At 68.4% G+C, this 13,013-nt stretch carries 15 protein-coding genes; 11 read left to right on the top strand and 4 right to left on the bottom strand.

The annotated features are described in order from the left end of the window. Positions 1 to 16: 16 nt before the first annotated feature. The 4 genes from NYR58_RS08315 to purB all read left to right on the top strand — a co-directional run bounded on the left by NYR58_RS08315 (position 17) and on the right by purB (position 4,426). A complete protein-coding gene (locus tag NYR58_RS08315) occupies positions 17 to 1,069 on the top strand; it encodes a branched-chain amino acid ABC transporter substrate-binding protein (RefSeq protein ID WP_261520157.1) in 1,053 nt (350 codons plus the stop codon). Further along, positions 1,069 to 2,082, top strand: a complete 1,014-nt coding sequence (locus tag NYR58_RS08310; RefSeq protein ID WP_261520053.1) for a P1 family peptidase — start codon at positions 1,069 to 1,071, stop codon at positions 2,080 to 2,082. The genes NYR58_RS08315 and NYR58_RS08310 overlap by 1 nt, the downstream gene beginning before the upstream one ends. A 123-nt stretch (positions 2,083 to 2,205) precedes the next feature. After that, on the top strand, positions 2,206 to 2,925 hold the full coding sequence (locus NYR58_RS08305; protein WP_261520051.1) for a DUF2259 domain-containing protein: 720 nt from the start codon (positions 2,206 to 2,208) through the stop codon (positions 2,923 to 2,925). 193 nt (positions 2,926 to 3,118) lie between these two features. Continuing rightward, positions 3,119 to 4,426, top strand: a complete 1,308-nt coding sequence (purB, locus tag NYR58_RS08300) for an adenylosuccinate lyase (protein WP_261520050.1) — start codon at positions 3,119 to 3,121, stop codon at positions 4,424 to 4,426. A 51-nt stretch (positions 4,427 to 4,477) separates the two neighbouring features. On the opposite strand, the gene NYR58_RS08295 is transcribed toward purB, so the two are convergent. Then, the gene (locus NYR58_RS08295) at positions 4,478 to 5,290 is read right to left on the bottom strand and encodes a VOC family protein (RefSeq protein WP_261520049.1); all 813 of its coding nucleotides are present in this window, start codon (positions 5,288 to 5,290) and stop codon (positions 4,478 to 4,480) included. A 297-nt stretch (positions 5,291 to 5,587) separates the two neighbouring features. Here NYR58_RS08295 and NYR58_RS08290 point away from each other — a divergent pair, with 297 nt between their 5' ends. After that, entirely contained in the window at positions 5,588 to 6,136 is a 549-nt protein-coding gene (locus tag NYR58_RS08290) for an RBBP9/YdeN family alpha/beta hydrolase (protein ID WP_261520048.1), read from the top strand. A gap of 109 nt (positions 6,137 to 6,245) precedes the next feature. Here NYR58_RS08290 and NYR58_RS08285 read toward each other — a convergent pair whose 3' ends face one another. Then, on the bottom strand, positions 6,246 to 6,566 hold the full coding sequence (locus NYR58_RS08285; protein WP_261520046.1) for a DUF1476 domain-containing protein: 321 nt from the start codon (positions 6,564 to 6,566) through the stop codon (positions 6,246 to 6,248). 242 nt (positions 6,567 to 6,808) lie between these two features. On the opposite strand from NYR58_RS08285, the gene purC reads away from it, so the two are divergent. From purC to NYR58_RS08265, 4 genes are read left to right on the top strand one after another with little or no spacing between them, the layout of a single operon-like run. Further along, positions 6,809 to 7,606, top strand: coding sequence for a phosphoribosylaminoimidazolesuccinocarboxamide synthase (gene purC / locus NYR58_RS08280; protein ID WP_261520044.1), 798 nt, complete (start codon positions 6,809 to 6,811; stop codon positions 7,604 to 7,606). 29 nt (positions 7,607 to 7,635) lie between these two features. Continuing rightward, entirely contained in the window at positions 7,636 to 7,911 is a 276-nt protein-coding gene (gene purS / locus NYR58_RS08275; protein WP_261520043.1) for a phosphoribosylformylglycinamidine synthase subunit PurS, read from the top strand. Then, positions 7,908 to 8,576, top strand: a complete 669-nt coding sequence (purQ, locus tag NYR58_RS08270) for a phosphoribosylformylglycinamidine synthase subunit PurQ (RefSeq protein WP_261520042.1) — start codon at positions 7,908 to 7,910, stop codon at positions 8,574 to 8,576. The genes purS and purQ overlap by 4 nt, the downstream gene beginning before the upstream one ends. Next, positions 8,573 to 8,992: a hypothetical protein gene (locus NYR58_RS08265; protein WP_261520041.1), complete on the top strand. Its 420-nt coding sequence runs from the start codon at positions 8,573 to 8,575 to the stop codon at positions 8,990 to 8,992. Before purQ ends, NYR58_RS08265 begins: the two co-directional genes overlap by 4 nt. Positions 8,993 to 9,144: 152 nt before the next feature. Here the strand turns inward: NYR58_RS08265 and recA are convergent, their stop codons facing one another. Beyond that, a complete protein-coding gene (gene recA, locus NYR58_RS08260) occupies positions 9,145 to 10,227 on the bottom strand; it encodes a recombinase RecA (RefSeq protein ID WP_261520040.1) in 1,083 nt (360 codons plus the stop codon). A gap of 195 nt (positions 10,228 to 10,422) precedes the next feature. Between recA and NYR58_RS08255 the strand changes: the two genes are divergently transcribed. Beyond that, entirely contained in the window at positions 10,423 to 11,358 is a 936-nt protein-coding gene (locus NYR58_RS08255; protein ID WP_261520038.1) for a carbohydrate kinase family protein, read from the top strand. Positions 11,359 to 11,371: 13 nt separating this feature from the next. Continuing rightward, positions 11,372 to 12,295 (top strand): pseudouridine-5'-phosphate glycosidase, encoded by a 924-nt coding sequence (locus tag NYR58_RS08250; RefSeq protein WP_261520036.1) that lies wholly within the window; start codon positions 11,372 to 11,374, stop codon positions 12,293 to 12,295. 6 nt (positions 12,296 to 12,301) lie between these two features. Here the strand turns inward: NYR58_RS08250 and NYR58_RS08245 are convergent, their stop codons facing one another. Next, the gene (locus NYR58_RS08245; protein ID WP_261520035.1) at positions 12,302 to 12,955 is read right to left on the bottom strand and encodes an OmpA family protein; all 654 of its coding nucleotides are present in this window, start codon (positions 12,953 to 12,955) and stop codon (positions 12,302 to 12,304) included. Positions 12,956 to 13,013 lie beyond the last annotated feature (58 nt).

Below are 13,013 nucleotides of genomic sequence, written 5' to 3'. Positions count from 1 at the left end.
CTTTCCGCGCCTTCTCATGGCCGCATTCGCCATTGCCGCGCTGGCGGGCACGCCCGCGCACGCGCAGGAGCCCGTGACGGTGGGGGTGGCGGCGCCATTGAGCGGCGACTTCGCGCTTCTCGGCCGGCAGTGGGTGGAGGGCGCGCGCGTGGCCGCCAGCCGCGACGGCGCGGTGCGCCTGGTGGAAGCCGACGACGGCTGCACCGCCGAGGGCGGCGCACAGGCAGCCCGCAGGCTCGCCGAGGCGGGTGCCGGAATCGTCGTAGGATTTCTGTGCACCGAGGCCGTTGAGGCGGCGCTGCCGGTTTTCAAGGAGGCGGGCATCCCGGTCGTGACGGCGGTGCGCACCACCAGCCTGACCGACCGGAAGGCGCGCACGGGCTGGCCCGTCTATCGGCTGGCGCCGCGCGCCGACGCGGAAGGCCGGGCCGTGGCCGACATCCTGGTGCAGCGCTGGCGCGATGCCTTTTTCGCCATCGTGGACGACGGCACGATCTATGGCCGCGAGCTTGCCGAGAACCTGCGCGCCGCCGCGGAAATGGCAGAGCTGGAACCCGTCTTCATCGACACCTACCGACCGCAGCTCGACAACCAGATCGGGCTGGTGGGGCGGCTGCGCCGGGCGGGCGCCACGCATGTGTTCGTCGGCGGCGACCGTTCCGACATCGCCATCATGGCGCGGGACGCGGCCGATCTCGGCTATGCGGTCACATTTGCCGGCGGCGAGGCGCTGCTGGCGGCGGACGGGCCGGAGCCGCTGCCGGCCGGGGTGCTGATGATCGCGCCCCTGCCCTGGCAGGCGCTGACGGCGCCGGCGGTGCTGGAAGCGTTCGAGGCGGCAAACGTTCATGCCGAGGGCTATGCCGTGCCCGGCCACGTGGCGGTCGAGCTGGCGAGCGAGGCGCTGCGCGTGGCGCGCGAGGACCAGGTGCCGGTGAGCACGGTGCTCGACAGTGCCGCCTTCGAGACCGCCATCGGCCAGGTGCGCTTCGACCAGAAGGGAGACTTCGCGGGCAGTCTCTACCGCCTCTTCCGCTATGACGGCGCGCGCTTCGTGGAGGTGGAGTGATGCGGGCGGGGCCCAGAAACCTGATCACCGACGTGGCAGGCCTTGCCGTCGGCAACAGCCAGGAGCCGCGGCTGAAATCCGGTGTTACCGCCGTGATCTGTGCCAGGCCCACCATCGCCGGCTACCAGGTGCTGGGCGGTGCGCCGGGCACGCGCGATACCGATCTTCTGGCCCCTCACAGCCTGGTGGAAGGGGTGGATGCGGTGGTGCTTTCCGGCGGCTCGGCCTTCGGGCTCGACGCGGCCTCCGGCGTGCAGGCGGCGCTGGCGGAGGCCGGCCGGGGCTTCAAGGTGGCGGGGCGGCGCGTGCCCATCGTGCCGGCGGCCATCCTCTTCGACCTCGCCAATGGGGGCGACAAGGACTGGGGCCGCTTTCCGCCCTATCAGGCACTCGGCTACGAGGCGGCGCGGGCGGCCGCGGCGGATTTCGCGCTTGGAAGCTGCGGCGCCGGCTGCGGCGCAACGACGGCGGGGCTGAAGGGCGGGCTCGGCTCGGCCTCCTGCATCCTTCCGGGCGGCATCACGGTGGGAGCGCTGGTGGCGGTGAACGCTGTAGGTCGGGCCACCATCGGAAGCACGCGCCATTTCTGGGCGGCGCCCTTCGAGATGGATGGCGAGTTCGGCGGGCTGGGCCTGCCAGCGCCATGGCCGGAGGACGCACGCGCCGTGCGCACCAAGCTGGGCGCCGGCAGCCCCGGCATCAACACCACCATCGGGGTGATCGCCACCGATGCCCGGCTTTCCAAGGGGGCGGCGCGGCGTCTGGCCATCGCCGCCCATGACGGGTTTGCCCGTGCCCTGTGGCCGGCGCATACGCCGCTCGACGGCGATCTCGTCTTCGCGCTTGCCACCGGCGAAGCCGGCATCGAGCCGGATGTAAACGGCAGCATTGAGCTGCATGCGGCGGCCACCGCCACCATGGCCCGCGCCATCGCCCGCGGCGTCTTTGCCGCAAGCCCGGCGGCGGGCGACACGATGCCCGTGTGGGCCCATGTCGGGATGCCGCGGCCCTGAAGGGGAGAGCCCGTCTTTACCCCATTCTTCCACAGCCGCCCATTCTTCCGCATTCGCAAGCGCCTCGCCCCGGCGCCGTGAAGACGCTATAAGGGCCGGGCAAACAGATAAAGGATTTTAGCCATGTCTATATTGCGTCTTGTTGCGGCCGCTGCCGCGTTTGCCCTGTCTCTTTCGACTGCCCGTGCCGGCGATGTGGCGGAGGTGGAAATTCTGGGCTTCAGCGCCGACGGTGGCATTTTCGCCTTCGAGGAATACGGCGTTCAGGACGGCTCGGGCTTCGCCTATGCCAACCGCTTCTACATCGACACGCAAAGTGACAGCTTTCTGCCCGGCACGCCGGTGCGCGTGATGATCGAGGAGGAGCTGGCACCGGTGGAGGCCGCCCGCGAAGAGGCGAAAACCCAAGGCGAAACAGTGATTTCCGACGCCGCATTGAAGCGCGGATTCACCGCCGGCTGGAATGCCGTGACCGAGCTTTCGGCCGATCCCCACCGCATGGCTGTGAACCCGCGCCCGGTGATGCCGCCCATCGATGACGTGCTGGAGTTCCGCCTGGAGGAGATCGACCTCGGCCAGCCCGCGCAGTGCGAGGGGATGGGCAGGGCCGTGGGCCTGCGGCTTCTCAAGATCGCCACCACGGCGGGCGAAACCACCCAGACCGTGCACGAGGACAGCCAGATCCCGGCAAGCCGGGGATGCCCGCTCGGCTATCGGCTAGCCGGCGTTCAGACCTTCCACCCACAGGGCGGGCCGGCGGTCTTTGCCGTGCTGATCGCGATTCGTCGGGTCGGCTTCGAGGGACCGGACCACCGTTTCATCGCGGTGACGGGGCAGTTCTAGGTTGGTTCATCGTTTCAATGAAACGCTGATCCGGTCCATCCATTTGTTTTGCCGCATTTGTGCGACGCCGGATGATTCCATCCGGTTGCAAAATGCTGGAGCGGCGAGCGTGTTCCACAGGCCCCGTCCGCGTTGACTTGAGGGCGGGGTCTGCTACACCGCGTGCGGCTTCCTTCTAGACACAGGCAGACGCATGATCCCCCGCTATTCGCGGCCCGAGATGGCCACCATCTGGTCGCCCGAGACGAAATTCCGCATCTGGTTCGAGATCGAGGCACATGCCGCCGACGCCATGGCCGAGCTCGGCATCGTGCCCCGCGAGGCGGCGCGCACCATCTGGGAGAAGGGCGGCAAGGCCGCCTTCGACATCGCGCGCATCGACGAGATCGAGCGCGAGACCAAGCACGACGTGATCGCCTTCCTGACCCATCTGGCCGAGATCGTGGGGCCGGAGGCGCGCTTCGTGCACCAGGGCATGACCTCTTCCGACGTGCTCGACACCTGCTTCAACGTGCAGCTTGTGCGGGCGAGCGACATCCTGCTGGCCGATCTCGACGCGCTGCTTGCAGCGCTGAAGAAACGCGCCTTCGAGCACAAGGACACGGTCACCATCGGCCGCAGCCACGGCATCCATGCCGAGCCCACCACCTTCGGGCTGAAGCTGGCGCAGGCATATGCCGAGTTTTCCCGTTGCCGGCAGCGGCTGGAGAATGCGCGCGCGGAGGTGGCCACCTGCGCCATTTCCGGGGCGGTCGGCACCTTCGCCAACATCGACCCGCGCGTCGAGGCGCATGTGGCGGAGAAGATGGGGCTTGACCCGGAGCCCATCTCCACCCAGGTGATCCCGCGCGATCGGCACGCCATGTTCTTCGCCACGCTGGCCGTCATCGCCTCTTCGATCGAGCGGCTGGCGGTGGAGGTGCGCCATCTGCAGCGCACGGAGGTGCTGGAGGCGGAGGAATTCTTCTCCGCCGGGCAGAAGGGGTCTTCCGCCATGCCGCACAAGCGCAATCCCGTGCTTTCGGAAAACCTCACCGGCCTTGCGCGCATGGTGCGCGCCTACGCGCTGCCGGCGATGGAGAACGTGGCGCTGTGGCACGAGCGCGACATCTCCCACTCCTCCGTGGAACGCATGATCGGGCCGGACGCCACGGTGACGCTCGACTTCGCGCTCGTGCGGCTGACCGGCCTGATCGAGAATCTGGTCGTCTACCCGCAGGCGATGATGAGGAACCTGGAGCGCTTCCGCGGCCTCGTCCACTCGCAGCGAGTGCTTCTGGCGCTGACGCAGGCGGGGGTAAGCCGCGAGGACGCCTACCGGCTGGTGCAGCGCAACGCCATGAAGGTGTGGGAGCAAGGCGCCGATTTTCTGGAGGAGCTGCTGGCCGACAAGGACGTGCGGGCGGCCCTTTCGGAAGAGGCGATCCGCGAGAAATTCGACCTCGGCTATCACATCAAGCACGTGGACACGATCTTCCGCCGGGTGTTCGCGGAGGGCTGATCGACGCGGCCTCACCCCTGCGCCGGACCGCCGGCGGCGCGCCGGCAGTCGTCAGCCCTGCACGGCGGGAGCGATGCGCACCACCGTTCCCCAAGGGTCTTGCAGCGTGCGCGCCTGGCCCGCCCCGTCGGATTGCAGCTCCACCCAGGCAAGCCCCGCCATGGCGGGGTTGCGCCGGCCGGCGCCGGCGCTGTGCCAGGCATTCACCCCGACATGATGGTGATAGCCGCCGGAGGCCAGGAAGACGGCCTGCCGGCCGTAGCGGGCCATGGTGTCGAGCCCCAGCGCCTCGTGCCACCAGGCCTCGGCGGCGGCCGGATCGCCGACGCGCAGATGCACATGGCCGATGATGGTGCCACGCGGCGCCCCCGCCCACGGCCGTTCGGCACGCGGCGTGGCAAGCAGGCCGTCCATATCGAGCGGCAGGGTCTTCATGGCAATCTGGCCGCCCTCCCACGGCCAGCGCGCCGCCGGGCGGTCGGCATAGATCTCGATGCCGTTGCCCTCCGGGTCGGCAAGATAGATCGCCTCGCTGACCAGATGATCCGAGGCGCCCTGAAGCGGCACCCGCAGGTCCAGCGCATGGCGCGCCCAGCGCGCCAGGTCGGCACGCGAGGGCAACAGGAAGGCGATGTGGAACAGGCCCGCCTGGCGCGCGTCGTCCGGCACCGCCGCTGCATCCTCCTCGATGGCGAGAAGCGGCCTGCCGCCTGCCCCCAGAACCGCCGCGCCATCACGCCCCGGCATCTCCTCAAGGCCCACGACATCCCGATAAAAGGCGGAAAGGCGGCGCGCATCGCGTGCCTTGAGGCCCACTGCGGCGATTCTGACGGGCGCTGTTGCCGATAGGGAAAGATTTTCCATTTCAATCTCCTGGCGCTTCTTCCTGAAGCGCTTTTGAAGCCAAGGATGCGATACGGACCGAGCCGCGTGGCCGCAGGTGTGTCCTGTCGCGGCGCTGCTGCCGGAAGACGGATGCCGCCCGCGCGGGCGGAATGCCGGCTGTCGGCCCTTTCATGTGTGGCGGACGGAGACCGGGGGCAAGCGGGCGAAGCGCGAACAGCGTGTTCACCATTTGCCGCGTCCGGCGGCATGGGCGAGACGGTTGCCCCGGGGGCGAGACGGTTGCACCGGCCGGCCGGGGCCGCTACATGCGGCGCCATGAAAGCACGGGACGCCGATATTCTCATCATCCCCGGATACACCAATTCCGGGCCCGACCACTGGCAGAGCCGGTGGCAGGCGCGGCTTTCCACTGCGCGCCGGGTGGAGCAGGCCGAATGGTCGAAGCCGGTGCGCGAGGACTGGGTGGCCAGGGTGGCCGAGGCGGTGAACGCGGCGACGAGGCCCGTCGTGCTGGTGGCCCACTCGCTGGGCGTGGCCTGCGCCGTGCACGCCATCCCGCATTTCCGCAAGCCGGTGGCAGGCGCTTTTCTGGTGGCGCCGCCGGAGGTGACGAATCCGAAGATCCGGCCGAGGCACCTCATGACCTTCGGCCCCTACCCGCGCGCCCCCCTGCCCTTCCCGGCGCTGGTGGTGGCCAGCCGCAACGACCATTTCGGCAGCTTCGCGGCGGCGGAGGACATCGCCGCCGCATGGGGGGCAACGCTTCTGGACGCGGGCGAGGCCGGCCACATCAATGCCGAATCGGGATATGGCCCGTGGCCGGAGGGCTCCCTCACCTTCGCGCGGTTCCTGGCGCAGCTCTGAAAGCGCATTCCCCGGCCCGATCGGACGGCAGGGAGCATCCAAGAACACGGCGGCGCGCCCTGCCGGCGCGCCGCATGGCCGAAACGGCCCGAAAGGCGGAAGCGCGCGCCTACTCGCTCCTGACTTCTTCGATCGCCTCGGCGAGAAGCTCGCTCATGGTGCGGCGGATCTGATGGTCCGACTGCTGCACGCCAGCGGCGTCGAAATCGCGCCGGATCTTGCGGAACACATCCTCCTCGCCCGCCTCCTCCAGATCGGCCCTGAGGACCTCGCGCACATAGGCCTCCGCCTCGTCGCCGCTCTTGCCGAGCTTTTCCGCCGCCCACAGGCCAAGCCGCTTGTTGCGGCGCGAGACCGCCCTGAACTTCAGCTCCTCGTCGTGGACGAACTTGCGCTCGAACATTTCTTCGCGGTCTTTCAAGCTGCTCATGCCTTTTCTGCCTCCGACATTTCCGATTGCCGCCGAGCGCGGCCTCGCCTTCAGAATATCCGGCCTGGCACCGCTGCGCCAGATGGGCAATAGGGCGCAGCCATTGCCGGTTGATGGTCGCAAATGACGATTGAGATGGCGGCGGGTTTGCGCTAGACCGCGAAAAGCCATGAAGGCGCATATCTTTTTCGAGCCGGCCATGTGACCAGCACCGGAATACCGGCAGACAGCCAGGAAAAGCCATGAACCGTCGCCGCCGCATCTACGAAGGCAAGGCCAAGATTCTCTATGAAGGGCCGGAACCCGGCACCCTCATCCAGTTCTTCAAGGACGACGCCACCGCATTCAACAAGAAGAAGCATGAGATCGTCGACGGCAAGGGCGTGCTCAACAACCGCATCTCGGAGTACATCTTCGAGCACCTGAACCGGATGGGCATTCCCACCCATTTCATCCGCCGGCTCAACATGCGCGAGCAGCTCATCCGCGAGGTGGAGATCATTCCGCTCGAAGTGGTGGTGCGCAATATTGCCGCAGGCTCTCTGGCCAAGCGGCTGGGCATCGAGGAAGGCACGGTGCTGCCGCGCTCCATCATCGAGTTCTACTACAAGGCGGACGCGCTGGACGATCCGATGGTCTCCGAGGAGCACATCACCGCCTTCGGCTGGGCAAGCCCCCAGGAGATCGACGACATCATGGCGCTTGCCATCCGCGTCAACGACTTCCTGTCCGGCCTGTTCCTGGGCGTGGGCATCCAGCTCGTGGACTTCAAGATCGAGTGCGGGCGGCTGTTCGAGGGCGACATGATGCGCATCGTCGTGGCCGACGAGATTTCGCCCGATTCGTGCCGGCTGTGGGACATCGCCACCCAGGAGAAGATGGACAAGGACCGCTTCCGCCGCGACATGGGCGGGATGCTGGAAGCCTATCGCGAGGTGGCGCGGCGGCTTGGCATCATGAACGAGAACGAGCCGTCCGCGCCCACAGGCCCCGTGCTGGTGTCCACCAAGGGCAACGGCAACGGCGAGACGCGCCACTGACGGCGCAGACCGGGACAAGGAGAGGCGAGGTGATCAAGGCGCGCGTGACCGTCACCCTCAAGAACGGGGTGCTCGACCCGCAGGGCAAGGCCATCGAGGGAGCGCTGAAGGGGCTGAACTTCGCCGGCGTCGGCTCCGTGCGCCAGGGCAAGGTGTTCGACATCGAGCTCGAGACAGCCGACAGGACCAGGGCGCAGGCCGACCTCAAGGAGATGTGCGAGCGCCTTCTCGCCAATACGGTGATCGAGGACTACAGCATCTCCATCGCCGAAGGGCCGCAGAAACCCCAAGACCACGAGACATGAAAGCCGCCGTCATCCAGCTTCCCGGGCTCAACCGCGACCGCGACATGATCGCGGCGATCACCAGGATCTCGGGCCGCGCGCCGCTGACCGTCTGGCAGACGGAGAGCACGCTGCCCGATGTCGACCTCATCGTCATTCCGGGCGGTTTCTCCTATGGCGACTATCTGCGCTGCGGGGCGATCGGCGCGCGCATGCCGGTGATGCGGGCGGTGGCGGAGCAGGCGGCAAGGGGCGTGATGGTGATGGGCGTGTGCAACGGCTTCCAGATCCTGCTGGAGGCCGGGCTTCTGCCCGGCGCGCTGATGCGCAATGCCTCGCTCAAATTCGTCTGCCGCGAGGTGAAGCTGGAGGTGGCGAACGCCAATACGGCGTTTACCCGCGGCTACCGGCCCGGCCAGATCATCCGCTGCCCGGTGGCCCATCACGATGGCAACTACTTTGCCGACGCCGAGACGCTGGCGCGCCTCGAAGGCGAGGGCGGCGTGGTGTTCCGCTATGCGGAAGGCACCAATCCCAACGGCTCGATCAACGACATTGCCGGCATCGTCAATGCACGCGGCAATGTGCTGGGCATGATGCCGCATCCGGAAAACCTGATCGAACCGGCGCATGGCGGGACGGACGGGCGGGCCCTCTTCGAGGGGCTTCTGGGGCAGGCAGCGTGAGGCGCTGCAGCCGCCTTGCCGCCGGCACCCTTGCGACGGTCCTGATTGCCGGATGCCAGAGCGAGCCCATGGGCGGGCCGCTCAAGCTTCAGATCGAAGCCCGCGAGCCGGTGGCTGCCCTACAGCGCATCAACGAGGAGGGCCAGCGCTGCTGGATGCGCGCGGGCGATCCCGCCTTCAAGGCGCTGCGGCTGGTGCCTGAGCTCGACACCCATAGCGGCCGCCCCCGCCTGCTGCTTCTCAAGAAGGACCAGGCCGAGGGCCTGCCGGGGCTGGTGATCGAGGCGGCGGGCGCTCCCGTCACCGTAACAACCTACGGACCGCTGGCGCAGACGCGCACGGGGGCACGGGTGAACGCCGACATCATGCGCTGGTCTGGGGGAGTTTCCGGCTGCCGGAGAGCGAGCGACGGATAGGCACCGCCGCACGGCCCCGCCCCGGGGCCACGGGATGCGCCGATGGTGGCCTGCCGCCCTGCCCTGCCGCCAGGTTGCGAATCCCTGCTGCCCTCGGCATGGATTCGCAGCACCCGGCCCGAAGGGCGGGGCGCGCCCACCGGCGCGCCGCCTCAGCCCTCGGCGGCCTCGCCGGGCTCGTCGTCGCGCGCATCGTCCAGGAAGCGCTCGGCGATCAGGCCGGCATTCTGGCGCAGCGCCAGCTCGATCTCGCGCGCCACCTCCGGGTTGTCGCGCAGGAACTGCTTGGCATTCTCGCGCCCCTGGCCGAGACGCTGGGAATTGTAGGAGAACCAGGCGCCGGACTTCTCGACGATGCCGGCCTTGGCGCCGAGGTCGATCAGCTCGCCCACCTTGGACACGCCCTCGCCATACATGATGTCGAACTCGACCTGCTTGAAGGGCGGGGCCAGCTTGTTCTTCACCACCTTGACGCGGGTCTGGTTGCCGACGGTCTCGTCACGGTCCTTGACCGAGCCGATGCGGCGGATGTCGAGGCGCACGGAAGAATAGAACTTGAGCGCGTTGCCGCCCGTCGTCGTCTCCGGCGAGCCGAACATGACGCCGATCTTCATGCGGATCTGGTTGATGAAGATCACCATCGTTTTGGAGCGCGAGATGGAGGCGGTGAGCTTCCTGAGCGCCTGGCTCATCAGGCGCGCCTGCATGCCGGGAAGCGAATCGCCCATCTCGCCCTCGATCTCGGCGCGCGGGGTGAGCGCGGCCACCGAATCGACGACGATCACGTCGAGCGCGCCGGAACGCACCAGCGTGTCGCAGATCTCCAGCGCCTGCTCGCCCGTGTCGGGCTGGGAGATGAGCAGATTCTCAAGATCGACACCCAGCTTGCGTGCATAGACGGGATCGAGCGCATGCTCGGCGTCGATGAACCCGCAAATGCCGCCCTTCTTCTGCGCCTCGGCGACGGTGTGCAGGGCAAGCGTCGTCTTGCCCGAGCTTTCCGGCCCGTAGATCTCGATGATTCGCCCGCGCGGCAGCCCGCCCACGCCCAGAGCGATGTCGAGGCCGAGAGAGCCGGTCGAGATGGTCTCGATCTCGACCACGCTGTCATTGGCGCCAAGCCGCATGATCGAGCCCTTGCCAAAGGCCCGCTCGATCTGCGAAAGCGCCGCGTCCAATGCCTTGGATTTGTCCACAGAGCTATCCTCTACAAGCCGCAATGTGTTCTGAGCCATGATACAACACCCCTTGAAGGTCAATGGAAGCCGCGCCGGCCAATTTCCCGATATTTTTATGTACCTCTTTTGTTCTGTCTTGGCAATAGCAATATGCCATTGATTTTCAATGGAAATTGAATTTTGTTCTATTTTTGTTTTCTTTCCGGGCATTGCCATGAGCGGGTGCGGGCGGGCGGACAGGGGGAGAGGGAGATGAGCGGGCTGAGGCTTCTGGCGGCGGGCGGGGCGCATATCGACCGGCGTGGGCGGGTGGCCGGCCCCCATGTGGCGGAGGCTTCCAATCCCGGCACCATGCGCGAGGAGGTGGGCGGCGGCGCCTTCAACGCCGCGCGGGCTGCCGTGCAGCGCGGGGTGACGGTGGCGCTCGTTTCGCTGCGCGGCGGCGACCAGGCGGGCGAGACGGTGGCCGCCGCAATCGAGGCGGCGGGCATCGAGGACCTTTCGGCCACCTTCCTCGACCGCACCACGCCGAGCTATACGGCGATCCTGACGCAGGAGGGCGATCTCGTCACCGGCCTTGCGGACATGGCGCTCTACGAACACGGCTTTGCCCGGCAGATGCGCCGCGCCGGGGTGCGCGCAGCGGTGGCGGCGGCGGATGCCATCCTATGCGATGCCAACATGCCGGCGGACGCCATCGCGCAGCTTGTGGCGCTGGCGGGCGAAAGACCCGTCCATGCCATCGCCGTCTCGCCGGCCAAGGCGGAGCGGCTGAAGCCGGTTCTGGGCGCGCTTTCCTGCCTGTTCATGAACCGGCGCGAGGCGCTGCACCTGGCCGGCGAGACGGCGCGCACGCCCCTGGACGCCGCCCGCTGCCTGGCCCGCAAGGGGCTTCACGCCGGGGTGATTACGGCCGGCGGCGGCCCTGCCCTCGCCTTCCGGCAGGATGCCTTCTTCACCTTGGCGCCGCCACCCGTGGCGCGGATCGCCGATGTGACGGGCGCGGGAGACGCGCTAGCCGGCGCGACCACGGCGGCGCTGATGCGCGGGCTTGCATTCCCGCAAGCCGTGCGCGAAGGGATGGCGGCAGCCAAGCTTGCCGTGGAAAGCGAAAGGGCGGCGCCCGCCATGGGAGCGGAGGCCTTCCGCGCCGCGCTCGCCCGGGTGCCGCAGCCGCAACGCGCCTGAAGCAGGAGAGACCATGCCCCTTGCCGTGCCCCTTGACATCCACCCCCCGGTTGCCGACGCGCTGTCGACCGGCCGCCCCGTGGTGGCTCTCGAAAGCACCATCATCACCCACGGCATGCCGTGGCCGCAGAACGAGGATATGGCGGCGGCGGTGGAGGCCATCATCGTCGAGGAAGGGGCGACGCCGGCCACCATCGCAGTGATCGACGGGCGGCTGAAGATCGGCCTCTCGCCGGCCGAGCGGCAGGCGCTGGCCCAGCGGGACGGCGCCATGAAGCTGTCGCGCGCCGACCTCGCCTTCGCGCTGGCCGAAGGCAGGAGCGGCGGCACCACCGTGGCGGCCACCATGCTGGCGGCGCATCTGGCGGGCATCGCCGTCTTCGCAACCGGCGGCATCGGCGGCGTGCACCGGGGCGCGGAGACGAGCTTCGACATCTCGGCCGATCTCGACGAGCTGGCGCGCACGCCGGTGATCGTGGTGTCGGCCGGGCCGAAGGCCATTCTCGACATCGCCAAGACGCTGGAGGTGCTGGAGACGCGCGGCGTGCCGGTGGTGGGCTACGGGACGGACGCCATGCCCGCCTTCTGGTCGCGCGAGAGCGGCCTTGCCGCCCCCCTGCGGCTCGACACGCCCGAGGCCATCGCCCGCTTTCAGCGGATGCGCGCCGCCCTCGGGATCGGCGGTGGCGTGCTGGTGGCCAATCCGGTGCCGGAGGCCGACGAGATCCCGGCCGACGAGATGGCGGGCTTCATTGCGCGCGCGCAGGCCGACGCCGAGGCGGCGGGAATCACCGGCAAGGCGGTCACGCCCGGCCTGCTTTCGCGCATCCTGGAGCTTACCGAGGGGCGCAGCCTGGCCACCAACATCGCGCTGGTCAAAAACAATGCGCGCCTTGCGGCGCGCATTGCCAGTGCGCTTGCAGCGCGGAAGGACTGAGCCGCCTCAGCCCGCGGTGAGCGGCGACAGGCGGATCTCGACGCGGCGGTTCTGCTGCCGGCCCTCCGGCGTGTCGTTGGAGGCGATGGGCTGGCTCGGCCCCAGCCCGATGACCGCATAACGCTGCGGGTTGGTGCCCTGGGCGACCAGATAGTCGGCCACGGCCTGGGCGCGGCGGCGCGAGAGATCCATGTTGTACTGGTAGCTGCCGGTCGAATCGGTGTGACCGTAGACATCCACCAGCGTCTGGTTGTAGCGCTTCAGCACCAGCGCCACCGAGTTCAGCGTCGGATAGAAGGCCGGCTGGATGGAGGAGGAATCGGTGGCGAAGGTGATGTTGGAGGGCATGTTGAGAACGATGTAGTTGCCCTGACGGGTGACGCTGACGCCCGTGCCCTGAAGCTGGCCGCGAAGCTGCGCTTCCTGCTGGTCCATGTAGGAGCCGATGGCGCCGCCGGCCAGCGCCCCGATGCCGGCGCCGATGAGCGCGTTGCGCCGGTCATCGCCGCCGGCCAGCAGGCCCGCGCCGGCACCGGCCAGCGCGCCCAGCGCCGCACCGCCGGCCGTGTTGGAAATCTTGCGCTCCCCCGTGTAGGGATCGGTGCTGCACCCCGCCGCGAAGCCCGCGACGACGGCGACTGCAATCGCTTTCTTGAACATGAAACCTATCCTCTCCTGACAATGGCCGGCCGCCGGCCCGTGCGGCACGGCGAATCCG

The sequence above is a fragment of the Chelativorans intermedius genome (assembly GCF_025398255.1).
In the GTDB taxonomy this organism is placed as follows: Bacteria; Pseudomonadota; Alphaproteobacteria; order Rhizobiales; family Rhizobiaceae; genus Chelativorans; species Chelativorans intermedius.
The sequence above is the reverse complement of the archived record's forward strand: the minus strand, read 5'-3'. Positions and strand labels throughout refer to the sequence as shown.

Excerpts from the sequence above, each read along its gene's own strand:
- NYR58_RS08315 (WP_261520157.1), top strand. The coding sequence starts at position 17 with ATGGCCGCATTCGCCATTGCCGCGCTGGCGGGCACGCCCGCGCACGCG.
- NYR58_RS08310 (WP_261520053.1), top strand. The coding sequence starts at position 1,069 with ATGCGGGCGGGGCCCAGAAACCTGATCACCGACGTGGCAGGCCTTGCC.
- NYR58_RS08305 (WP_261520051.1), top strand. The coding sequence starts at position 2,206 with ATGTCTATATTGCGTCTTGTTGCGGCCGCTGCCGCGTTTGCCCTGTCT.
- purB (WP_261520050.1), top strand. The coding sequence starts at position 3,119 with ATGATCCCCCGCTATTCGCGGCCCGAGATGGCCACCATCTGGTCGCCC.
- NYR58_RS08295 (WP_261520049.1), bottom strand. The coding sequence starts at position 5,290 with ATGGAAAATCTTTCCCTATCGGCAACAGCGCCCGTCAGAATCGCCGCA.
- NYR58_RS08290 (WP_261520048.1), top strand. The coding sequence starts at position 5,588 with ATGAAAGCACGGGACGCCGATATTCTCATCATCCCCGGATACACCAAT.
- NYR58_RS08285 (WP_261520046.1), bottom strand. The coding sequence starts at position 6,566 with ATGAGCAGCTTGAAAGACCGCGAAGAAATGTTCGAGCGCAAGTTCGTC.
- purC (WP_261520044.1), top strand. The coding sequence starts at position 6,809 with ATGAACCGTCGCCGCCGCATCTACGAAGGCAAGGCCAAGATTCTCTAT.
- purQ (WP_261520042.1), top strand. The coding sequence starts at position 7,908 with ATGAAAGCCGCCGTCATCCAGCTTCCCGGGCTCAACCGCGACCGCGAC.
- recA (WP_261520040.1), bottom strand. The coding sequence starts at position 10,227 with ATGGCTCAGAACACATTGCGGCTTGTAGAGGATAGCTCTGTGGACAAA.
- NYR58_RS08255 (WP_261520038.1), top strand. The coding sequence starts at position 10,423 with ATGAGCGGGCTGAGGCTTCTGGCGGCGGGCGGGGCGCATATCGACCGG.
- NYR58_RS08250 (WP_261520036.1), top strand. The coding sequence starts at position 11,372 with ATGCCCCTTGCCGTGCCCCTTGACATCCACCCCCCGGTTGCCGACGCG.
- NYR58_RS08245 (WP_261520035.1), bottom strand. The coding sequence starts at position 12,955 with ATGTTCAAGAAAGCGATTGCAGTCGCCGTCGTCGCGGGCTTCGCGGCG.